The following is a 21,791-nucleotide window of genomic DNA, read 5'->3' on the forward strand; positions in this document are numbered from 1 at the left end:
AAGCCTGTCTTAAGGTTGGCGGCAGCCGGCTACTGCTGACGACAGGTCGCCAGATAGGTTGTAACGAAGGGTGCGGCCTTGGGGTCCGCGGCGGGGCCCCCCAGCCGGCTCGTCAACTTGTAGAGCGACTTGTCGCCAAAATAGAACCGGAAGATCTCGGCCGTGGTGTCGTCCACGCGGGTCGCAAAGATCGACGCGGCGGAACGGCGGGCGGCCGCAAAGACGTAGGTTGTGAGCTTGGCTCCTCCCTTGCCTTCCGCAGCGACAGATGTCCCCCAGGTGACCGTGAAGGTGTCGCCATCGATCACGACGGCGGGCCTGACCGTATCGAGATCGTCATCGATCCACTGGGCGTCGCCGCCCTTGCCTGACGGGCCGAGCTCGACCCGTTTGCCCCGCGGCGTGTCGCAGGTGAACCGGGAAGGCTCGGCGATCGCAGCGCTCGTCGCCGCCAAGAACAACAACAGGCAGCCGACCGACCTCCGCATGGGTGTTACCCTCTGTTTCGTTGTTTGGGGGATAGTGATGTCAGCGTCCGACTCGCGCAACTCGGTGATTTACGGACAAGCAAAGCCGCCCTCTTGCTTCCTCACCGGAAGAGGCGCCCGCGATTTCACTCGGGCGCGATCGGGTGCGCTGGACGTTCGATCGATGCCCTGAGGCTTTCGAGTTCGAGGAAGACGTCAGCTTGCCTGCGAAGCTCGTCGGCGATCATGGGAGGCTTTGTTCGGATGCTGGAAACGACTGTCACGCGGACACCAGCCCGTCTGACGGCTTCGACGACGGCGCGCAGATCACCGTCGCCAGAGAACAGGTACGCGTGGTCGATGCGGTGCGCGATTTCCAATGCATCGACCGCGAGCTCGATGCCGATGCTGCGCTTCATTCGCCGCCGCCCTTCGCCGTCATCGTGGGTTTTGGCTAACTTTCTCCTGACCGCATATCCGTTGTAATCGAGCCAATCCACCAGCGGCCGAAGGCTGCTGAACTCGTCGTCGTCTCTCACGACTGTGTAGAAGTAGGCGCGCACGATCTGTCCATGCCTGCCAAACTCCGAGAGCAGTCGCCGGAAATCGATTTCGAAGCCGAGGTTCTTGACGGTGGTGTGGAGGTTCGCACCATCAATGAAAAGTGCAATGCGATCGGCCATCTCAAATCCCCATGACGCCCGGATCAGTCACTGTATGCTGTGGTTCTAAAATTCCACGGGCGCATCGTGGGTGAGCACCCTAGCTGAAATGGCTAATCCTAGAGCAAGGGCTTGGCCGGGAAGAAGCGGAAATTTTCGCCAAACGCCGACACGGTTCTCATCGGGCGCACACGCCGATCCGACAGCGTCGCAGCAAAAGCCGGCAACCGACGAGCGCAGGCGAAAGATTGGTTTGTCAAACAAGGCCGATCATCCGACGAGATGAGATCCGACGAGCTCGCCGACGATGCTGCGCCGATAGTGCAGCGCAGCGGCGCTATCGTGCGGGCCGCCGGTGCGCCAGGTCGCTATTGCGCAAACAGCTAAATTGTATCTAAAATCAACCAGCTGGGGTCGGTGCGATTTCGCACCGAGCCATTTTTGAAGACGTCATTTTTGCCAATACGAATTGTTTGCCACGGTGGAGAGCGCGCTTCTGCGTCCCTGATTGCACAGACATTTCGTTCTCGCTGGCAGAACGCGACGCATGGCGGCACATCTGTTGCGCCAACCGGAGACCCGATCGTGCATCGGGATGGACGGGCTTGGCCGAAGCGCGCGCGATGCCTGGTCGTTGTCGCGCTCTGCATCCTGCTGACCTGCTGCGGGGCCGCTCGCCAGGCCATCGAAAAGGAGGCGGAGCCGGGAGCGGAGCCAACAACGGAGACGCCAACAGCGCCCACAGAGCCGGCACCAGCGGCGACAACGATACCGGAGGCGACTCCGGTACCGACACCGACGGCGGCGACGGTCAACCTGAGCGGAGCGCTCGCGGAATGCCGGAGCGCGTTTCCGGATCAGATCGCGCAAGCCGTGGCGCGGGCGTCCTGCGTGATCAAGGCGACCGACCTCGTCCGGCCGCTGCTGCCGTTTCCCGAACTGCTCGACCGCGAGAATGCGCTGCGCAAGGCGCTGGCCGAGCAGGTTCAGACACGAACGATGTCCCTGCTCGAGCGCAACATCCAGATCCAGAAGCTTCATTCGCAGCTCCTCGAAGAGGAGCGCAGCAGGCTATCGGCCGCGCCGGCGGACGCGAGCAAGCCGCCGCTGGCGGTCACGCAGTGGCGGCAATCCAACGGGGAGAGTTGCGGCCGGCTCGGAGGGGATTCCGGGACCTGCTATTGAAACGAGCAATCCTGCGAACGGTGATCGGGGGGGAGGGAAGCGGATTGTGCCACCGTCACCTCCGAGGTCGTTGTCGCGATAGCGGCACGTCCGACGCCGTTACCGTATTCGCACGGGGCGGCGCAGTTGAAATGGTGTGAAATGCCGAAAGTCCTATAATTTAAGGGGTTTCGTGCGTCGCCGTCGGAGCGCCTTGCCGAGAAGAAGGTGCGCGCCGCTACGCCAGTAGGGTTAATAAACGATTACCAATCGACAGGTTTCTCGCGACGCATTATAAGAAAATCCTAGTTGGCACCGGATTTTGCCCCCCGCCAACGTATTGCGTAAATTTCATCGTAAAAGGGATATTTTCCTATGTTGAAACTGTACATCCAGACCACCGAAGCCTTCAAGCGCCTGCGTGCGGATGCGGACGGCGTTGTGTCGTTCGAGTACGTGATCGTTGCCGCTTGCATCGTCGCCGCCGTCTCTGCTGCCTTCGGTACGGGTACCGCCAGCGGCATCGGCTCGGTCCTGAACGCCTCGATCACCACGATCGCGAGCAAGGTCGCCACCGCAGTCTCCGCTTAACTCCGGATGTTGAATGCTGTTGGCAGATTCTTGCTGTCAACAGCGGTCAACCGGATTGCGATGTGCGCGAGCCTTAAGGAGGCTTTCTCCTATGTTGCAGTCATACATCAAGATCACAGAAGGATTGAAGCGTCTGCGCACGGACAAGGACGGCGTTGTGTCGTTCGAGTACGTGATCGTCGCCGCCTGCATCGTCGCCGCCGTTTCCGCGGCGTTCGGTACGGGTACTGCGAGCGGCATCGGTAGTGTTCTGACCACCTCGCTCACTTCGATCGGCACCGCGGTTGCCAACGCGGTTAGCGCTTAAGTCCAGAGGGACGGCGCTCCGGAGGGGGGCATTATTTTGTGCCCCCCGCCATTTTTCTAAGGCGATTATTTCATGAATTGGATTGCGTCCACGACCTCGTGTCTGGAAATCGCATTGTTGTTGTATGTCGCAACGATCGATATCGCGACACGGTTGATCCGAAACGAAATTTGTCTGGCGCTGGCGTTCCTTGGGATCGTCGGCCAATTGGCCAGTCCGATGCAGATCGGCCAGTCGCTGATCGTTGCCGCAATCCTGTTCCTGGTGCTCTTCGTGATCTATCTGCGCGGAGCGATCGGCGGTGGCGACGTCAAGCTGCTGGTTGCTCTGGCGATCGGTCTGCCGCTGACCGGCGTGATTGAACTGTTGACGGCAACTGCACTGGCCGGCGGCGTTCTGGCCGCGGTGCATCTGATGATGCGCCGTCTGCCACAACCGAAGCTGGCGCCCGCCGGATCGTCGCTGATGCGCCGGGTCTACGCGGTCGAGCGCTGGCGTCATTTGCGACATGCACCGCTGCCCTACGGGGTCGCCATCGCATGCGGCGGTATCTGGGCCATTTTGAGCAAAGGAATTTGACATGTCGTCCGCTCTCCGTGTCTCGATCATCATGGTGCTGCTGCTTGCGGCTACGGCGCTTGGAATGATCGCCTACAGCATGAACCGACCCGCAGACCCGGTCGTTGCACAGGCAGTCGAAGAGAAGCCTGCGCCTGTGCCAGCGGCCGCGACGGTCGGCTACTTTGTCGCGACGCGTCCGCTTTCGAAGGGAACGCTGGCGCGGGAAGAAGATTTCGCAGTGCGCCAGACGGCACCGAACCGTGTCCCCGCGGGGGCGATCCTCGAAACGCCTGACTCCAAGGCCGGGCTGCCCGGTTCGCTGGTTCGCAAGTTCGTCGACGCCGGCAGCGCCATTACACTGGACGACATCCTGCGTCCGAAGGATCGCGGCTTCCTTGCCAGCGTCCTGGCGCCGGACAGCCGCGCCATCAGCATCAAGGTCGACGAAGAGACCGGTGTGTCCGGTCTGATCAGGCCGGGCGACAATGTCGACGTGGTGCTGACCCAGGTGTTCGAGAAGGCCGCTCCGGTGAAGCGTGCCGTCAGCGAAACCGTTCTGTCCAATGTGCGTGTGATCGCGATCGATCAGGAGATTGCGCAAGGCGGCCGTCCGATCACCAATGCCGTGCCGGGCAAGACGGCGCAGACCGTGTCCTTGGAGCTCAAGCCGGATCAGGTCAAGAAGGTGGCCGTCGCAAAGCAGCTCGGAACGCTGTCGCTCGTCATCCGCGCTGCGGCCGAGCAGTGGGACAAGGCCGACACAAGCGTAACGTCCAGCTGCGATGTCTCGCCGGAGCTGGCGCGCCAGAGTGCAGTTGCCGGCCAGAGCACGATGGTCGCGATCTATACCGGCAGCGAGGTCAAGCAATACTCGGTCAGGAAGCAGGATTTGGACGACGACGCCCGCGCGGGCTGCGAGGTGCCGTCCGAGCTCGATCGTCAGACCACAGCGGCAGCGAGTGACGTCGGCAAGGCACCGGAGAAACGTTGATGAGTGCGAACATGGCAGTGGTGGAACAACCCGAAGAGACGACGTCTCTTGTCGCGCGCAACCGCATCGTCTGCTTCGTCAATGACGAGCTGAGCGCGGCAGCCCTCCGCAAGGGTCTCGACGGCAGCAACCTGGTGATCCGGCGCGGCACCATCCGTCATGCGACACGCATGCTCGAGACCGACACCGATCTGTACGCGCTGGTGACCGACATCAGCGGGATCGATGATCCCTTCACCGAACTGGAACGCCTCGCCAGTGTCTGTCCGCCCGATGTGAAGGTGGCCCTGATTGGAGACAACAGGGAGATCGTCTTCTACCGCGAGCTGATGGAGATCGGCCTTACTGAATACCTGCCGACGCCGATCACCAGGGATATGGTGCTCGACCAGCTGCGTCCCAAGCTGATCGGCGACGCCGCGCCGGCCCAGAATGACCGCGGCGGGCACGTGGTGTCGATCTGTGGCGCGCAGGGCGGCGCCGGCGCGACCAGCGTCGCGATCAACCTCGCGCTGCAACTGGCTGAAACCACCAAGGCGAAGGTGGCGCTGCTCGACCTGCATCTGCAGGGCGGCGAGACCGCGGTGATGCTGGGTGTTCGTCCTGGACCCGGCCTCCGCATCGCCCTTGAAAACCCGATGCGGGCCGACACGCTGTTTCTCGAGCGGGCGGCGATCGAGGTGAATGATCGGGTTTGCCTGATTTCCGGCGACGAGGAGCTCGATGCGAAGCTCGACATCACCGAAGCCGGCGTGCGGCACGTGCTGGGCCTGCTCCGTCAGCGGTTCAACTACGTCGTTGTCGATGTGCCGGTGCCGTTCCCGGCATCGATCTATCCGGTCATTCAGATGTCCCGTCATGTGCTGGTGCTGCTGGAGGCCGAAGTAACCGGCCTGCGCAATGCCCACGCGCTGCGCAACGCCGTCACCAACATCGCGGGCAAGGATCGCGTGTTTACCCTGCTCAACCGGGCCGACCGCGCCGGCGGTCTGCCGAGGGCGACGATCGTCAAGGCGCTGGGCGCCGAACCGGACATGATCATCCCGGATCTCGGCAAGGGAATGACCCAGGCGGTCAACCTCGGCGTTCCGGCTCTCAAGCACGTATCCGGGCTGCGGCGTCACCTGGCTCCGATCGTACGGGAAATCACCGGCGTCGGTGCCAAGAAAAAGGCCGGGTGGAAGAGGTGGCTCGGGCTATGAAAAAGTTCGGCAGGCGCGCAGACGAAATGCCGGTGCGGATGCCCGCAGCGGTGCCGGACGCCCCGGCAGCGGCACCAAGCGCGCGGCCGGCGCCGCCGCCCTTGCCGCCGGCGGAGCCGAGCGTGGCGTCACCGGCATCCAGCCTGTTTGCATCGGCGCCGAAGCATGAAGAACCTGCGACCCACCATCCGGTGATGTCGGCATCCCTGCGCGAACGGGTCATCGAGCAGATCGAGCCGTCGGTGGCCGCGACCGTTCCCCGCGACGTCCTGCGCCGGCAGATCGAGGAAATCATCCACGGCATCGCCAACCAGGAGCGGCTGGAGCTGTCGGGCCGCGAGCAGCTCTTCCTGGCGGAGGAGATCGCGGACGACATGACCGGCTACGGGCCGCTGCGTCCGCTTCTGCTCGATGAGACGATCAACGACATCATGATCAACGGGCCGAGCAACGTCTATGTCGAGCGGGCCGGCAAGCTGGAGCGGGTTGCGGTCCGGTTTCGCGACAATGACCATATCGCCTCCGTCGCACAGAAGATCGCTTCGCAAGTCGGCCGGCGCGTGGATGAATCCAGCCCGATGGTCGACTGCCGTCTGCCGGACGGCAGCCGCGTCAACATCATCCTGCCGCCGCTGGCGATTCATAGCCCCTGCATCTCGATCCGAAAGTTTCCGAACCGGCGTCTCAACATCGCCGGGATGATCGAAAACGGCTCGATGACCGCCGCGCTCGGACAGCTGCTGGAGATCGCCTCCCGCTGCCGGCTCAATGTCCTGGTCTCCGGAGGCACCGGTTCCGGCAAGACGACGCTGCTGAACGCCTTGAGTCAGTTCATCGATCACAGCGAGCGCATCGTCACGATCGAGGACGCGGCGGAGCTGCAGCTTCAGCAGCCGCACGTGATCAGCCTGGAGACCCGTCCGGCCAGCCTCGAGGGCACCGGCCAGGTGACGCAGCGCGACCTTCTGTGGAACGCACTTCGTATGCGTCCGGACCGCATCGTCGTCGGTGAGGTGCGCGGCGCCGAGGCGTTCGACATGCTGCAGGCGATGAACACCGGCCATGATGGATCGATCTCCACCGTGCACGCCAACAGTACCCGCGACGCGCTGACGCGCGTGGAGAACATGGTGCAGATGGGGCAGGTCAATCTGCCATCGCGCGCGATCCGCTCGCAGATCGTCGCCGCCCTTGATCTTATCGTGCAGGTCGAGCGCATGCGCGACGGCCAGCGCCGCATCGTGCAGATCAGCGAGGTGATCGGCCTCGAGGGCGAGGTGATCACCACCAATGACATCGCGTTGTTCGAGTATAAGGACGAGGATGTCCAGGGGCGGATATCCGGCACCTACCGCTCCACCAACGCGGTTCCGAAGTTCAAGAGTCGCCTCGTCTATTACGGGCTCGATCGGGCCTGGGCAGAAGCGATGAGGCACATCTGATGTCGACGCCCTTGATCATCGTTCTGGTGCTGCTGCTGTGTGCCGGGGCCAACACCCTTTGGCTCGACGCACGACAGAGACGAATGGAGCGCCAGCTCGAGATTGCGCTGCCGACGGCCGAAGCAGCAGCCTTGGTGTCCATCCGTCGCGCGGCCAAGACGTCGCGTTGGCGCGCGCTCCAGCGCTTCGCCAATTATCGCCCTGATATGGTGTACGTCGTACGCCCGGTCTATGTGCTGCTTGCAGGGGGAATGGCCGCGGCAGGAATTCTCTACGTCAATGGATTCCTGAGATTCCCGGGCTCCTATGGGGCCATTGCGGCTGCCGGCGTCGCCATCCTGGTCGTGCGCGGTCTGTTCGGATGGCAGCAACAACGCTTTGCAAAACAGCTCTTCCAGCAGCTTCCCGATGCGGTCCAGCTGGTGACGAGTACTGTCCGGTCCGGACTGCCCGTCCACGAAGCATTTCGCACCATCGCCCGGGAGATGCCGCAACCGACAGCCGGGCAATTTGCCATCGTCTGTCATGAATTGAACCTGGGCAGGTCGCCCGAGGAAGCTGTCGAGGAGATCTATCAGCGAACGCAGGTGTCGGAGTATGCGATGTTTGCGGTGACCCTCGCGGTGCAGTTGAAGACCGGCGGCAGCCTGGCGGAAACGCTGCAGACGTTGGGTGAGACCGTGAGTCAGCGGGTTGCGCTGGCGGCCCGTGCGAAGGCCTTGGCGGGAGAGGTCATCTTTTCATCGCGTGCGCTCACCTGTGCGCCGGTCGTGATCGGCGGGTTGCTTTACCTGATCAATCCGCAGTCGGTCGATCTGCTGTTGTTCGACCCACAAGGCAACGTGCTTCTCGCTTATGCGGCGTCCTCGGTCCTGATCGGGCATTTCGTGATCCGCTGGATGGTCAGAAGGGAAACCACCCTATGACGGCTGTTCTCGGTTTTGCCACGCTTGCCGTCGCACTCGCGGCCGCGACCTTCCTGCTGGTCATTCGCGAGATACATCTCCGCACCTTGGACACGCGTGTCTCGAATGCCGTGCTGGGCATCTCCGATCGATCGAATTCGAAGGATCTGATCGGTTGGCTTTCATCGGTCGGCACGCGCTACAGGCGTTACTACGCCCAGGAGAATCTCGACCAGCTGAGGATGGTTCTTCAGTCGGCAGGGTTCAATCACTATCGAACCCTGCCGATCTGGATCGGCTTCAAGACGGTCAGCACATTTGCGTTGCCGTTCGCGGCTTTCTCTATTTCGCAGATTCTTGGGCGGCCGTTCACCGACGTGATGATCTTCACGCTGCTTGGCTTGGCGTTTGGAATCATGATCCCGCGCCTGATCTTGCTGGTCGTGAAGCGACGCTTCGATGCGGCGATCCGGCTCGGCACGCCGGACACAATCGATCTGCTTGTGGTTTGCAGCGAAGCCGGCATGGGCCTGGAGAGCGCGATCGAGCGCGTGGCGGAAGAGATGCGGGAGACCAATCCCGCCATCACCCACGTGCTGCGCGGTCTTCTCGATGATCTGCGGATCCTGCCGAACCGTGCCGACGCCTTCGAGAAGCTCGCGTCCACGTCGGAGGGCCTCCGTCGTTTCGGCACCATGGTCAGCCAGAGCCTGCAATATGGCACGCCGCTCAGTCAGGCGCTGCGCAGCATCGCGGTCGACCTGCGCCGGGAACGCATCACCAAGCTCGAGGAGCGGGCGCACAAATTGGGCGCCAAGCTCACCGTTCCGATGGTGCTGTTCCTGCTTCCTGCGATGTTCGTCATTCTGGGTGGAAGCCCGTTCCTTCATTTGATCCGTACATTCTCCAACCTCGGCAATTGAGCCATGAGCGCAGCTGCAATGAGTCTTTCGACGAACCTGGCCTACGATCGGGCGACCCGATTGCTGGGCAGCGCATGGTTCCTTCTGTTGGGACTTGCCGTGACGACCAACCTTGCGAAGACGGGGGTGCCTTGGCCGTCGCTCGTCTCGAATTTCCTGGTCGCGGTGTTTTACCTGATGCTGGCGCTGCTGATCCTGATCCGCGGGCCGGCAAAGGCGCAGGCCGAAGGCCTGCTGCCGAGGATTGCGGCGTTCGTCGGCACCTACTGGCCATGGACGATCACGTTTTTCGAGAAGACCGAGGGCGCGTTGCCGAACCTGTTGTCCGCGGTTTTCGTGCTGACCGGCATGATCATGATCCTTGTGACCGTTCGTCATCTCGGACGATCGTTCAGCCTGGTGCCGCAGGCGCGTTCGGTGGTGCAAACCGGGCCGTACCGGTGGATCAAGCATCCGCTCTATCTGTCGGAAGAGATCGTGTTCCTTGGTGTCGTGCTGCAGCATCTGAGCTGGATGACCGTGGGCCTGTTGATTCTGCACATCTGCATCCAGGTCTGGCGAATTCACTACGAGGAGGACGTGCTCCGGCGCACGCTTCCTGAATACTCCAGCTACGAGGCGTCGCGCTGGAGATTGATTCCCTATGTCTGGTGAGCGGTCATGCAGATCTGGAAAAGCCGTGTGAGCGGCAAGCGTTCTCTGATCCGGGATCAACGCGGCGCCGTCGCGTTCGAGATGCCGCTTGTCTACTTTTTCCTGATCACCGTTCTTCTGGTGCCGCTGGCCGATCTCGGGATCGCGTTCTACCAGTACGCATCGGCGTGGGCGGCGCTGCGCGCGTTCGGGCAGTCCATCCAGTACTCGCCGCCGTCCGATGTGACGAATTCTTCGAGTTGGGCGACGACGGCACTTGCCAAGGCCGATTCCCGATATCCGATTCCCAGTATCCAGGTGATGTGTGGCACTGCCGTGTGCGCATCCGGCAATACCGTGTCGCCAATGTACTATTCTTACAGCACGACCTTCACCTTGCAGCCAATGGTGTTGAGATCGGCATTGTGCACCAGCGCCAATACCAATCCTTGTTCGTTCACGTTGCTTTATACCGAACGGTTTCAATAGGAGTGTCCCATGCGTAATCTGCTCCGTTGCCGCAGAGGATCGGCCGCATTCGCAACCGTGATTGCGATGATCCCGCTAATCGGCGTGCTCGCGCTCGGGGGCGAGGCGGGATCGTGGTACGTCACCCAGCAGCGCGCGCAGAACGCCGCCGATGCGGCCGCCTATTCGGGCGGCTTGCAGGCGGCCTGTCTGGCTGCCGGGTCTACCTGTACGACGTCGGGCACTACGGTCGACTATAGCGGCAAGCAATTCGCCGCGCAGAACACGTTCTGCAATTCGGGTGATACGTCCTATCCAGGTTCGAAATGTGCGACGAGCCTTCCGAGCGGTATCTCGCAGACCGTCCAGATCGCTTCGCTGACGACGTATGGCGGATCGGCCGGCATTTACGTTCAGGCCACCGTCAGCCAGACGCAGCCAGCGTATCTTGCAAAGTTGCTTGGGCTTTCCACCGTGACCATCGGCGCGATCGCGGTTGCCCAAGTCAATAGGGTGGCGCCAAATCCACCATGCGTCCTGGCCTTGTCAGGCTCTCTGAGTTTCCAGGGGAGCCCCAACATCAATGCGCAGAATTGCGGCATGTTTTCGGACAGTCAGGCCAGCAACGCGATCGACTTCACTGGCGGCGGCATGACCCTCACAGGCCCCTTGTCTGCTGCGGGCGGCTGCACGGGGAGTACAACGTTCTGCAATAAGGCTTTCCTTTATTCGCAGCCGGTTCAGAACCCCTACACCGCTCTCGATGGCGCCCTCACCACGTTGTGTGGAGCGAATCCGACCCTCCCCACCAAATGCGGCCTCCCAGTATGTACAGGATCGGGGCTCGTCGCTTACACGGCCGCCACCCCATGCACGAATGATGGCCTCCATATCACATCCAATGGGGCCATATCTCTGAACGGAACGGGCTCGACCTGCACCCCAACGACATCGTTCTGCGTATACTTCATCTCAGGTACTCTGAAAATCACTGGAACCCCCACCATCTCGGGCACGGCGACCTTCATTCTGCTGCCAGGGGCGACAATCAACAACCAGGGGAATGCGGTAATTAACATTGCGGGGCCGTCGACTGCCCCATCGTCGCTTCCCGCGGCGCTTCAGTCTTCTGCCAGCTTATTCCAGTACATGTCCATGTACGACGCTTCGGCGGCGGCTGTGCAATTTGGCGGAAATACCAACATCAACCTCACAGGAACCATTTACGCGCCAAACGCGGCCGTGACATTTCAGGGTAATCCGACGATCAACATGGGCAATGGAACAACCTGCGGCCAGTTGATCGCCGCGTCGGTCGCGTTCAATGGCAATGCTACTCTCGACAGCTCTGGTTGCCCGACGCAAGTGCAGGTGAAGAGTCCGCCTCAGTACGTGCAGTTGGTGCGGTGATGAGGAGGCTCGATCAGCGCGGCGTGGCAGCGTTGGAGTTTTGTCTCGTCTTCGTGCCGCTATGTCTCGCATTTTTCGCGATCTTCGATCTGGGGCGCTACGCACTCACCCTGCAGTCGTTGCGTACGCTCGCGAACGCGGGCGCCCGGACGATCATGATCGGTTGCTATAGCAACGCCGCTATCGCGAAGACTACTCCGCCCAGTTGCTCGGGCGATCCGTTGCCGACCGATGCCGAGAAGCAGGCCGTGGCTCCTTTCTTGTATGCCGGGGGCCTCACGCCGACGCTGACCGTCCCGGCGGCGACGAGCAGTCCGATCATCGTCACGGCGTCTTCGCCGAACTTCCAGATGATGATGCCGATCTGGGGCACCACGCTCAACGCGCCGAGCGTGACCACTAAGATTCCGTTCTAAGCAGAGTCCGATTCGGTGAGGCTGATCGGTGGCGCCGGCTTGGGCGGACGCCAGGCCGGCTCGCCCGTGGGCGGGCCGAGAAATAGCCCGGGCGGGCTACGGAAGTGGTGCGCGCTGGCAACATCGGGCAGTTTTCTCCGGGGTTGCCGCGGCTTCGCGGACCTCTTTCCTTGCAATCGAGGCGCGTGGCAGGGGATGATCCCAGAGCCGCCATTAGCGGCCTTGCGACCCGGGTGAGTGCCCGGTGCGCCGGAAATGGGAATTTTGCGAGTAACGATTTGTAGTCGGACAGACTGTAAGCTCTACGGCGTGGTGGACGAACGGGAGTGATCGGGACGCCGAGGTCGTAGATTTACGGGGATCGTCGCGGAGACGCGGCGAAGGGGATTGGCATGATGGGAAGTCGCGTTTCGGTCGATGCGGGACTTGGGCTGGTTGCCTTGAGCGCGATGGCGTTTGGCGCTGCGATCGCCCTGTTCCATTTCACCGATCCTGCTGCCGCCGCGGACCGGCGGGCGCCGTCGTCCAGCGGCGTGTTCGTCAGCGAGATGAGCGACGTCCAGCGCGTCAAGGTCACGATCAACAAGTCGCGCACCTTCAGGGTCGATACGGCGTTCTCGTCGATCGTCGCGGGCTCGCCCGATATCGTCGACGTGAAGTCGCTGAGCGATCACCTGATCTACGTGCAGGGCAAGAGGACCGGTACCACCAACGTCATCCTGTTCGACAGCTCGATGAAGCAGATCGGCATCCTCGATGTCGAGGTCACGATCGACATCGGCACTCTGCAGCAGAGCATCCAGTCCAGCACCGGCACCCGCGGCATTCGCGTGTCCGCCGCCGAAGGGCAGGTGGTGCTGAGCGGAACGGCCGCCGATGCGGTCGCCGCCGAGAAAGCCATGGCCATTGCCACCGGCACCGTCCCGAAGGGCGGCATCGTCGTCAACGCGATGAACGTGGCTGCGCCGCAGCAAGTCATGCTGGAAGTGCGCTTCCTCGAGGTCGCGAGGTCCGCCGGCCGCGAACTGGGCATGAACCTCTATGCCGGCAACGGCAACCTCACGCAGGTTGGGAATACCGGCACTGCTGGCAGACCGGTAGCCTCACCGACCCCTCAAGGCGTTCCTGTTCTATCCACCGCGTCAGGGCTGATCGGTGGCGCAGTTCCGTTCGGTAACCTGTTAACGAATGTGCTGAGAACGAGTAACGGCACTTCGGTCGATCTGTTGCTGCAGGCGCTGGAGACGAAAGGGCTGGTGCGCAGCCTGGCCGAGCCCAACCTGATGGCGTTGTCGGGCGATGCAGCGCGCTTCCTGGCGGGTGGTGAATTTCCGGTGCCGGTAGCTTCCAACACTACGAACGGCTTTCCCACCGTCACCATCGAATTCAAGAAGTTCGGCGTCGAGTTGGGCTTCGTACCCACCGTTCTCTCGCGCGGCGTAATCAACCTTCGGGTTGAGCCGTCGGTCAGCGAGCTCGATTTCACCAATGCGGTGACAATCCAGGGGACGACAATTCCAGCATTAAGCAGCCGCAATGCTCGGACCACGGTTGAATTGCGCGACGGCCAGAGCTTTGCAATTGCCGGCCTGCTCCAGACCCGCAACGCACAGGATGTACAGCAATTGCCCTGGATCGGCTCGGTGCCAGTCCTTGGTGCGTTGTTCCGAAGCGCATCTTATCAGCAGAAAGAGACGGATCTGGTGGTCATCGTGACGCCGCGTCTGGTCGCGCCGGCGGCACCTGGGCAGCAATTGGCGTCGCCGCTGGACTCCCGCCTGCCTGCAAACGATGTCGACTTCTTCCTCAACGGTCAGATGGAAGTGAAAAAGCGCTACAATGACTACGTCAATTCCGGCGGTGACATCAAAGGTCCCTACGGGCACATCATCGCCCCCGATGTCCGGGTATCTGCGCCACCTGCGGTGGTAACCGACCAGCCCGTAGTCAAGACGCTCAACTGAAGGACGACCGATATGACATGCACGGCGTTACTCGCAGTTTTCACGCTCGGGGCTTGTAACGGCTTGGCCGGCAATGACGAAATGGATCGTTATTTCCAGCGTTCGGATACGATCACCTTAAGTGCCGGGGACGCGAAACAGGTCAATGCCGTGACCCACACGATCCATCCCTGGCCGAGCTACGTCGGCGATCGCCGGATCGTCTCTCAGGCCGCGAAGACCAATGGCGCTATAACGCGCTATCGCGCCGGCAACCAGCCGCGCGATCCGTTACCGGCGTTCGGAGGGGATGCTCCAGGGTTGGGGCACCCCCCATTGGGAGCGGCGGGTGCAATCGGAGCAGCAGTGGATGCAAATAATGGTAGTAGCATCTACTTTGGAACTGGAGCTGGCTTGGCCGGCGTAGGCGCCGCGACCCAACGGTAACGAGTTTGAGATAGCTATTTTTCTACCGCTAATACGTCTCCAATCCCGTTCTGCTAGTGTGGGAACAATATTGGAGCGTATAATTATGGGGCAGGGATAACGGTTATGCGGCGCCTTTTTGTTTGGCTAGCTTGCGCCTCAGTGGCCACAGCCCTCGCGGCTTGCGATACGGTGCAAGAATATACTGTGCGTGACGCCGCTGTCGTCGCGCCCGGCGCTCCAGCCGGTCCCGACCCCGTGCAGGAGCCGACCGACGTCAAATACTATCCCTCCGACGAACCGGTGCGGATGGGGCTCGAGCACTACAACCGCGGCAATTACGGAATCTCGCAGCGCTATTTCAAGGAGGCGGTCGAGAAGGCGCCGAAGGACGTGACGGCCTGGGTCGGCCTCGCGGCGAGCTATGACAAGCTGCGCCGCTTCGATCTTGCCGATCAGGCCTATGCGCAGGCGATCCGGCTTGGCGGCGAGACCGTCCAGATCCTCAACGATCAGGGCTATTCCCTCATGCTGCGCGGCAATCTGAGCGGCGCGCGGCGGAAGTTCGAGAAGGCGTATTCGCTCGATCCTGGCAACCCCGTCATCGCCAACAACCTCGAGCTTCTCAACGGCAGCCGGAAGTTCATCGAGCGGCCGCCGAATAATCAGCCGTAGGTTGACAGCGGTTCACGAGCCTCTGCACGATTTCTTAGGGGTATGATAATACCCAATTTTGCCCGACGCGTCGAGTTGCCGGGTCCGCCGGCTCCTTTGCATGGGGTTGTTTTCGATATTTTGGCAGCTCGCCCCTGCGACTTGACCTCGCCACGATCTAGTTCGGCATCAGCACGGCATCGATGCGGCGGCTGTTTCGCGTGCTGATGATGATGGCACCGTTGCGAGTCGCAAATCTCGCGCCGACAAGGCGCGGCAGCTTCTCCGTCAGCGGTGAAGGCAGCGGAATCATTCCGCCGGTGATGGGATCGCCGACGTTGATCGACGCGACGGCCGCTCCGGCCGAAGGCGCCGCCTTGATGTACTCCCTGATCAACTGAATCTCTTCACGCGAGAGGCTGAGCGCGGCCTGTTCGCCTGCGCCGTCAGTCAGCCTCTTGTCCGCCTCGGCCTTGTTCTGCGCATCTTCCTGCTGGGCGGCATCGCGTTTTGCGACTTCGACCTGTTCGAGTCTGGCGAGGCGTTCCCTCAGCGGCGCGATTTCCCGTCGCAAGGCGGCAATGTCCGACTTCAGCGAAGAGAGCTGACCAAGTGCAATCGCGGCGGCAACGCAAGCGACGACCGAGATCAGGCTGAGGCACGCCACCGCCAGCCCCGTCAATCCGCCTCGACGATCGGCACGACGATCCGGGACATCGTCTACGGATCGCCGTCGCCGCGCGCCGGCGAATTTCGGCTTGATCGTGCCGAGCAAGCTGACCAGACCGGATAGCCGCGAAGCCTTGCGGTTCGTCTCTTGAAACGAGCCGAATGCAGGCGCAGGGATGATCGGAGAGTCTCCCGAGGGGATGTCGGGAGCAGTGGTCGAACGGCCTTCGCCGGATGGCTGGCGGTCGTCGCAGTCCTCGCGCGTCACGCCGGGGAGCTCGAGATCAACGCCGTCGGGATGGTCGATTGCGGTGTCCGCACCTGGATGGCGCGTGTCGGATGCAACAGCGTTCAATCGTTCCGTTTCCTGTGGATCGAGTCTTTGCTCGATGCGGGCGGTTTCAAGCGAGCGCCACAGCGAGAGTCCCGAATCGGTGATCTGCAGGCCCGCATCGTTGATCGATGCCCATCCCGATTGGAAGACGTCGGCGTCGCCAAGCTCGGACGGCCGCTTCGACTGCGTGGCTTCATCGCCGGCCGCGATCATGCGCTTGACCTCGCGGCTGACCTCGTCGATCGCGATCCGCTCCCCGGGCCTTGCGGCCAGCACACTCAGGATCGCCAGATTGAACCTCATGCGGCGCCTCGCGATGCCGATCAACCGGCCGTGCGGCCGTTCCTCTCCCGTCAGGCGACGTGCAAGCCTCAGCGGGGTCGAAGCGGATCAATCATGCCGGCACGGACGTCGGTCAGTCAGGGAGTCGAGCAAGTGTACCGGCTCCCCAAGGGGCAAACAATCCGGCACCAGACCTACGACAGATGGATAAGTCGCTCCGCAAACGAGACGCGTCGGGATCGCGTTCGCTGTAGCGCCTCAGAGAAACTCGCGAAGCCTGGAGAGCTCGATCACGTGCTCGGGTGACAGCACGTCGGGGACGAGGGGAGGCTGCGACTTGGTCCGGATCTCGTAAAGATGTCGCGTCTTCTCGGGCTTGCCCATGAAATCCCGAATGCATTGGTCGAGCGTTCCGTTGACGACCATATAGGGCGCGCGATCCTCTCGCCTCGCGTTGTTGAGAGAAGGCCATTTGTAGAGGTGGGCCGCAGCTTGGAAGTCCACCTGATGAGATTGGTCGGTCATTGCAAAATATCTAGCCGAAAAAGCCCTGCGCGGCAAAGTCAGCCGGCTGATGCGTGAGCTGGTGCGGCAATACGCGCAAGCTGCGTGCGGTCGTCCATCGCAGAAGCCGCCGTCATGCATCTCGAACGATCCGCCGATATGCCCTGCGTCGATGCCTCGCAGCAACTCCCGCTTCGATCTCCCGCAGGCCGAGATCGGTGGCGATGGGGCGAGGCCGGCTGAAGGAAGAGCCGGCCGACTCCCTCGCGCGGCACGCGCGCGCAGTGGCGGCGCGCGTTGACGACCTCGCTCGTTCGCGGCGCCAGCAGCCGCGACGACGCGTGCTGGATTGACTCGATTCCAGAATGTTCCTATTTTGTTCTATTGTCAATTTCCGCGTCCGGAGACGGGCGGCTTCGGTCAGGTCAGGGATGAACGGGTCGAGATGGCAGCCGCGGCCACCATCCTTCATGCGGACCTCGATGCATTCTACGCATCGGTCGAGCAACTGCTCGAGCCGTCGCTACGCGGCAGGCCGATCGCCGTCGGGGGCGGGGTTGTGCTGGCGGCGTCCTATGAGGCCAAGGCCTTCGGGGTGCATGGCGGCATGTCGGGGCGGGAAGCGCGTCAACTGTGCCCGCAGCTCGTTTTCGTCGGCGGCCATTTCGGCGATTACCAGCGGCTGGGCGACGCGGCCATCAAGGTGATCGGCGACTTCACGCCGCTGGTCGAGCGAATTTCGATCGACGAGGCGTTTGCGGATGTTGCCGGCTGCACGCACCTGTTCGGAACGCCTGCCGAAATAGCCGCGTCGATCCGGTGGCGCGTGCGCAGCGAGCTCGGCCTTCCGATCTCGGTCGGCGTCGCCCGCACCAAGCATCTGGCGAAGATCGCCTCGCAGGTCGCAAAGCCCGACGGACTTGTCGTCGTTGATCCCGACGCCGAGCTAAGCTTCCTTCACGAATTGCCGGTTGAGTTGATGTGGGGGGTAGGGCCGGTCACCAGGACCCGGTTGGACGCGATCGGCGTGGCGACGATCGGTCAGCTCGCCAAATTGTCGGAACGGTCGCTGACGCATTTGCTCGGTCCGGCAGCGGGCGAGAAACTCGCCGCGCTGGCCTGGAATCGCGATCCGCGACAGCTCAAGCCACACCGGCGCGCGCGATCGGCGGGAGCACAATCGGCACTTGGCCGAAAGCCTGCGATCGAGCGAGTCATCCGGCCAACGTTGCTTCATCTCGCCGACCGCGTCGCCACGCGGCTTCGGGCGAAGTCACGGCCTGGACGAACCGTGACGGTGCGCGTCCGCTTCGCCGATCTGAAGTCGGTGACGCGCTCGATGACGCTCGATGCGCCGGTGTGCACGACCATCGTCCTGGCCCGGCTCGCCGAGAATCTGGTGCGCGCTGCGCTTGCCGCCCATCCCGGCGAGAAGATCATCTCGCTGCTGGCGATCTCGGTGTCGCATCTCGAGGAGCATTGGGATCTTGCGCTGGAGCTTCCACTCGGACTGGCGGATGAAGCGCTTCGCCCTGGAAGCCCGACAGGGATGGCCCGCTGGGCGGCGGACCGTGCGATCGACAAGATCCGCGATCGCTTTGGCTGGGAGGCGATCGGATACGGTTCAGCTGCGCTGGAGGCGGTTCATTCGGTGCCCGATGCGTTTCGCAAGCTTGCCGAGAGAGACCTCTAGCGCTCGCCGGTTCACGTACCGGTCACCGCATTAAGAAAAGGCAATTTGGAATCGCGCGCTTGTGAGTGGCGACCCCGTGCCGTCGGCTTATTTTGAGCCTGCGGAGGGACAGCCATGAAGCACAGCGCCGAACTGATCCAGACGATGCGCGATGCGTTGGATGCGGTCATGACAAGCGTGCCGGCGGATCAATCCGTGTTCGGTCTCAAGGCCGCTGTTGCGGAATGCATCCTGCGCGCCGCAGCTCACGGCCAGACATCGTTCGACGGGCTCGTGACGTCCGCATCCGATCAGCTTCAATCGATCATCTCGATGCTGACCTAGGCGATCGGGAGGCGCGCGCCATCGCTCACACCTTGCCGCGCGGAGCGATGATGACGCAATCGCTCGGGCCGACGGTTCTCTCAGGGCAGCGATACGACCCGTAGATTGTTGGTCGTTCCCGCTTGTCCAAAGGGAATGCCGGCGACCACGACCAGCAGATCGCGGCTCGATGCAAACTGCTCTGCATGCGCGAATGCAGTTGCGCGCTCGACCATCTCCTCATAGCTCTGAACGTCGCCGGAAAGCACGCTGTGAGCGCCCCAAAGCAGGCACAGGCGGCGGGACACTTCGCGGCTTGGGGTGATGGCGAGGATCGGGCGGCTCGGCCGCTTGCGCGCGACGCGTGCGGCCGTGGTGCCGCTCGAGGTGTAGGCCACGATGGCTGGGGCGTGAACGACGGAGGCGAGATCGGCCGCTGCCGTCGCCACGGCATGCGGTGGCGTTTGCTCCTCGCCGGGTTGGGTCGCCTCGACGATCGAGCGGTACATCTTGTGTTGCTCGGTGCTGCGGATGATGCGGTCCATCATCTCGACCGCCTCGCGCGGATATCGGCCTGTCGCGGACTCCGCCGACAGCATCACTGCGTCTGCGCCGTCATAGATGGCGGTCGCAACGTCGGAGACTTCCGCACGTGTCGGCGTAGGGGCGGCGACCATCGAGTCGAGCATTTGCGTGGCGACGATCACCGGCTTCACCGCGAGACGGCAGGCCCGCACCAGCTCCTTCTGGCGCCCCGGCACGTCCTCATGCGGGATTTCGACGCCGAGATCGCCCCGCGCAACCATGATGGCGTCGCACAACTGGATGATATCGTCGATCCGTTCGAGCGCTGCCGGTTTCTCGATCTTGGCCATCAGACCGGCGCGGTCCCCAATGAGGCCTCTCGCCTCGATGATGTCCGAGGGCTTCTGCACGAACGACAGAGCAACCCAATCCACGCCAAGTTTCAGGCCGAACTCCAGATCGAGGCGATCCTTCGCGGTCAGCGGTGAAAGATCGAGGACCGTCCCCGGCAGATTGACGCCCTTGTGATTCGAGATCGTGCCGCCGACGATCACCTTGGCTTCGATGAAATCGTCACCGAGCCCGGTAACGCGAACGCGGACCCTGCCGTCGTCGATCAGAAGGTCATGGCCAGGGGCAACGGCGGCAAAGATCTCCCGATGCGGGAGGGGGATTGCGGTTCGGTCGCCATCCGATCCGGACAGAACGAACCGAATGGTCTCTCCGGCCACTGCGGCGATCTTTCCATCGCGCAAGGTGCCGACGCGGATCTTCGGACCCTGGAGGTCCATCAGGATGCCGATCGGCCGGCCGACTTCCTGTTCCAGCTTTCGGATCGCCGCGTGAATGCGTGCGTGATCGCTCTGCGTTCCGTGACTGAAGTTCAGGCGGAATGTATCGACGCCAGCCAGCAGCAGCGCCTCGAGCATCTCGGGGGAACTGCTGGCGGGACCGACGGTTGCGACGATCTTGGCGCGTCGATGACGGCGCATGGGTCACCTCATTGCTGGTTTGATTTCCGGCTTGCCGGCTGCAATCAGCACGGCGCGGATATCGTTGACATTGGTAAGCGTTGGCCCGGTGCGCACGAGGTCTCCAAGGCGGTCGAAGAACGTATAGCTGTCATGGGCAGCCAGATACGCCCGTGCGTCAAGCAGATTCGCGGCGGCGCGCCGCAGCGTATCCGGACCGATCAAAGCGCCAGCCGCATCTTCCGTTCCATCAATTCCATCGCTGTCCCCCGCAATGGCCCAGATATCGGACGCGCCGGACAGGGCGACGGCAAGCCCCAGCAGGAATTCGGTGTTGCGGCCGCCACGTCCCGCCGGCCCGCGCCCGATCGTAACCGTCGTTTCTCCTCCGGACAGCAGCACCGTGGGGGCGGGGCCTGGCTGCGCGTGCCTCGCGACTGATAGGGCGACGCCGGCCATCACGGTTCCGAGTTCCCGAGCCTCGCCCTCGATCGCGTCTCCGAGGATGATCGGCGTCAGGCCTTCGTCCCGGGCGGCGTTGGCCGCAGCGTCAAGCGCATGGAATGGAGCGGCAAGGATGCGGACATCAGCATCGATCTCGCCGGGTTTGGGCGTCTCGTCAGCCTGTTCAAGCACAAGCCGCGCCGCTTCCGGCAGGTCGATGGCAAACCGGCCAACGATCTCCAGCGCATCGGCTTTTGTGCTGCTGTCCGGCAGCGAGGGACCGGAGGCAATCGCGGCGGGATCGTCGCCGGGAATGTCTGAGATCACGAGGGTCGTGACGCGGGCGGGGCGGGCGGCCAGCGCCAGCCGCCCGCCCTTGATCGCGGACAGATGTTTGCGGACAACGTTCATCTCGGCAATTGTCGCGCCGCTTGCAAGGAGTGCCCGGTTGACCGCCTGCTTGTCGGCGAGTGTCATCGGAGGTGCCGGAAGGGTCATCAGCGCCGAGCCACCGCCCGACATCAGGGCGATGACGAGATCGTCTGCCGAAAGCCCCTCGACGGCGCGCAGCATGCGAAGGGCAGCGGCCTTGCTCGTGTCATCCGGCACGGGGTGAGACGCTTCGAGCACTTCGATGCGGCCGGCCGGAACCGAATGGCCGTGGCGCGTGACGACGACACCCGAAAGCTCGACGTCAGGCCATGCCGCGTCGAGGCCCGCCGCCATGGCCGCCGACGCCTTACCCGCGCCGACGACGATGCATCTGCCCTTCGGCTTTGCCGGCAGGGCGCTGGCGATCGTGATCCTCGGATCGGCGCTCGCGATGGCGGCGCCGAAGATTCGCCGCAGGGCGGCCCGAGCCCGCACATCCGTCCATTTGTCGTTCAATCGCTTGCGCTCC

Annotated in this window: 24 protein-coding genes; 18 read left to right on the forward strand and 6 right to left on the reverse strand. The window is 62.7% G+C overall.

All coding sequences use genetic code 11. From position 1 onward, the window contains the following. Positions 1-29: 29 nt before the first annotated feature. Together AC1VNY_RS13500 and AC1VNY_RS13505 are read right to left on the reverse strand one after the other, a co-directional pair. Positions 30-488 (reverse strand): hypothetical protein, encoded by a 459-nt coding sequence (locus AC1VNY_RS13500; protein WP_482405497.1) that lies wholly within the window; start codon positions 486-488, stop codon positions 30-32. A 125-nt stretch (positions 489-613) separates the two neighbouring features. Beyond that, on the reverse strand, positions 614-1,150 hold the full coding sequence (locus tag AC1VNY_RS13505; protein ID WP_028345095.1) for a LabA-like NYN domain-containing protein: 537 nt from the start codon (positions 1,148-1,150) through the stop codon (positions 614-616). A 111-nt stretch (positions 1,151-1,261) separates the two neighbouring features. On the opposite strand from AC1VNY_RS13505, the gene AC1VNY_RS13510 reads away from it, so the two are divergent. The 16 genes from AC1VNY_RS13510 (at position 1,262) to AC1VNY_RS13585 (ending at position 15,186) form a co-directional block, all read left to right on the forward strand. Continuing rightward, entirely contained in the window at positions 1,262-1,516 is a 255-nt protein-coding gene (locus AC1VNY_RS13510; protein WP_482405498.1) for a hypothetical protein, read from the forward strand. Positions 1,517-1,714: 198 nt separating this feature from the next. Next, positions 1,715-2,314 carry a hypothetical protein gene (locus tag AC1VNY_RS13515; RefSeq protein ID WP_482405499.1) on the forward strand — a complete coding sequence of 200 codons (600 nt, stop codon included), beginning with the start codon at positions 1,715-1,717 and terminating at the stop codon, positions 2,312-2,314. A gap of 354 nt (positions 2,315-2,668) precedes the next feature. Then, positions 2,669-2,884 carry a Flp family type IVb pilin gene (locus AC1VNY_RS13520; protein WP_212058809.1) on the forward strand — a complete coding sequence of 72 codons (216 nt, stop codon included), beginning with the start codon at positions 2,669-2,671 and terminating at the stop codon, positions 2,882-2,884. Between the two features lie 91 nt (positions 2,885-2,975). Continuing rightward, complete coding sequence (locus AC1VNY_RS13525) at positions 2,976-3,191, forward strand: Flp family type IVb pilin (RefSeq protein WP_028345093.1); 216 nt, start codon at positions 2,976-2,978, stop codon at positions 3,189-3,191. A gap of 72 nt (positions 3,192-3,263) precedes the next feature. Next, positions 3,264-3,770, forward strand: a complete 507-nt coding sequence (locus AC1VNY_RS13530) for an A24 family peptidase (RefSeq protein ID WP_028345092.1) — start codon at positions 3,264-3,266, stop codon at positions 3,768-3,770. Position 3,771: 1 nt separating this feature from the next. After that, positions 3,772-4,743 carry a Flp pilus assembly protein CpaB gene (cpaB, locus tag AC1VNY_RS13535; protein ID WP_482405500.1) on the forward strand — a complete coding sequence of 324 codons (972 nt, stop codon included), beginning with the start codon at positions 3,772-3,774 and terminating at the stop codon, positions 4,741-4,743. Next, entirely contained in the window at positions 4,743-5,945 is a 1,203-nt protein-coding gene (locus AC1VNY_RS13540; RefSeq protein WP_253592212.1) for a CpaE/TadZ family protein, read from the forward strand. The genes cpaB and AC1VNY_RS13540 overlap by 1 nt, the downstream gene beginning before the upstream one ends. Next, positions 5,942-7,387 carry a TadA family conjugal transfer-associated ATPase gene (locus AC1VNY_RS13545; RefSeq protein WP_038379677.1) on the forward strand — a complete coding sequence of 482 codons (1,446 nt, stop codon included), beginning with the start codon at positions 5,942-5,944 and terminating at the stop codon, positions 7,385-7,387. Before AC1VNY_RS13540 ends, AC1VNY_RS13545 begins: the two co-directional genes overlap by 4 nt. Then, entirely contained in the window at positions 7,387-8,313 is a 927-nt protein-coding gene (locus AC1VNY_RS13550) for a type II secretion system F family protein (RefSeq protein WP_482405501.1), read from the forward strand. The genes AC1VNY_RS13545 and AC1VNY_RS13550 overlap by 1 nt, the downstream gene beginning before the upstream one ends. Further along, the gene (locus AC1VNY_RS13555; RefSeq protein WP_482405502.1) at positions 8,310-9,215 is read left to right on the forward strand and encodes a type II secretion system F family protein; all 906 of its coding nucleotides are present in this window, start codon (positions 8,310-8,312) and stop codon (positions 9,213-9,215) included. The genes AC1VNY_RS13550 and AC1VNY_RS13555 overlap by 4 nt, the downstream gene beginning before the upstream one ends. Before the next feature lie 18 nt (positions 9,216-9,233). Beyond that, positions 9,234-9,869, forward strand: a complete 636-nt coding sequence (locus tag AC1VNY_RS13560) for a methyltransferase family protein (RefSeq protein WP_482405503.1) — start codon at positions 9,234-9,236, stop codon at positions 9,867-9,869. Positions 9,870-9,875: 6 nt separating this feature from the next. Beyond that, positions 9,876-10,337 carry a TadE/TadG family type IV pilus assembly protein gene (locus AC1VNY_RS13565; RefSeq protein WP_482405504.1) on the forward strand — a complete coding sequence of 154 codons (462 nt, stop codon included), beginning with the start codon at positions 9,876-9,878 and terminating at the stop codon, positions 10,335-10,337. 9 nt (positions 10,338-10,346) lie between these two features. Then, complete coding sequence (locus AC1VNY_RS13570) at positions 10,347-11,726, forward strand: pilus assembly protein TadG-related protein (RefSeq protein WP_482405505.1); 1,380 nt, start codon at positions 10,347-10,349, stop codon at positions 11,724-11,726. Further along, positions 11,726-12,142, forward strand: coding sequence for a TadE/TadG family type IV pilus assembly protein (locus AC1VNY_RS13575; protein WP_482405506.1), 417 nt, complete (start codon positions 11,726-11,728; stop codon positions 12,140-12,142). Before AC1VNY_RS13570 ends, AC1VNY_RS13575 begins: the two co-directional genes overlap by 1 nt. Before the next feature lie 392 nt (positions 12,143-12,534). Further along, a complete protein-coding gene (locus AC1VNY_RS13580) occupies positions 12,535-14,106 on the forward strand; it encodes a type II and III secretion system protein family protein (RefSeq protein ID WP_482405507.1) in 1,572 nt (523 codons plus the stop codon). Between the two features lie 612 nt (positions 14,107-14,718). Then, the gene (locus tag AC1VNY_RS13585) at positions 14,719-15,186 is read left to right on the forward strand and encodes a tetratricopeptide repeat protein (protein WP_253577147.1); all 468 of its coding nucleotides are present in this window, start codon (positions 14,719-14,721) and stop codon (positions 15,184-15,186) included. 157 nt (positions 15,187-15,343) lie between these two features. Here AC1VNY_RS13585 and AC1VNY_RS13590 read toward each other — a convergent pair whose 3' ends face one another. Next, positions 15,344-16,471: a hypothetical protein gene (locus AC1VNY_RS13590; protein ID WP_482405508.1), complete on the reverse strand. Its 1,128-nt coding sequence runs from the start codon at positions 16,469-16,471 to the stop codon at positions 15,344-15,346. A 237-nt stretch (positions 16,472-16,708) separates the two neighbouring features. Then, positions 16,709-17,140 carry a hypothetical protein gene (locus AC1VNY_RS13595; RefSeq protein ID WP_482405509.1) on the reverse strand — a complete coding sequence of 144 codons (432 nt, stop codon included), beginning with the start codon at positions 17,138-17,140 and terminating at the stop codon, positions 16,709-16,711. A 259-nt stretch (positions 17,141-17,399) separates the two neighbouring features. Between AC1VNY_RS13595 and dinB the strand changes: the two genes are divergently transcribed. Both dinB and AC1VNY_RS13605 read left to right on the forward strand, forming a co-directional pair. Then, the gene (gene dinB, locus AC1VNY_RS13600) at positions 17,400-18,647 is read left to right on the forward strand and encodes a DNA polymerase IV (protein WP_482405510.1); all 1,248 of its coding nucleotides are present in this window, start codon (positions 17,400-17,402) and stop codon (positions 18,645-18,647) included. Positions 18,648-18,761: 114 nt separating this feature from the next. After that, positions 18,762-18,971: a hypothetical protein gene (locus AC1VNY_RS13605; protein ID WP_028345078.1), complete on the forward strand. Its 210-nt coding sequence runs from the start codon at positions 18,762-18,764 to the stop codon at positions 18,969-18,971. Between the two features lie 80 nt (positions 18,972-19,051). On the opposite strand, the gene pyk is transcribed toward AC1VNY_RS13605, so the two are convergent. Then, positions 19,052-20,467, reverse strand: a complete 1,416-nt coding sequence (gene pyk, locus AC1VNY_RS13610) for a pyruvate kinase (protein WP_482405511.1) — start codon at positions 20,465-20,467, stop codon at positions 19,052-19,054. 3 nt (positions 20,468-20,470) lie between these two features. Beyond that, positions 20,471-21,778, reverse strand: a complete 1,308-nt coding sequence (locus AC1VNY_RS13615; protein ID WP_482405512.1) for a glycerate kinase type-2 family protein — start codon at positions 21,776-21,778, stop codon at positions 20,471-20,473. Between the last annotated feature and the right edge of the window lie 13 nt (positions 21,779-21,791).

The organism is Bradyrhizobium ferriligni (assembly GCF_056837965.1).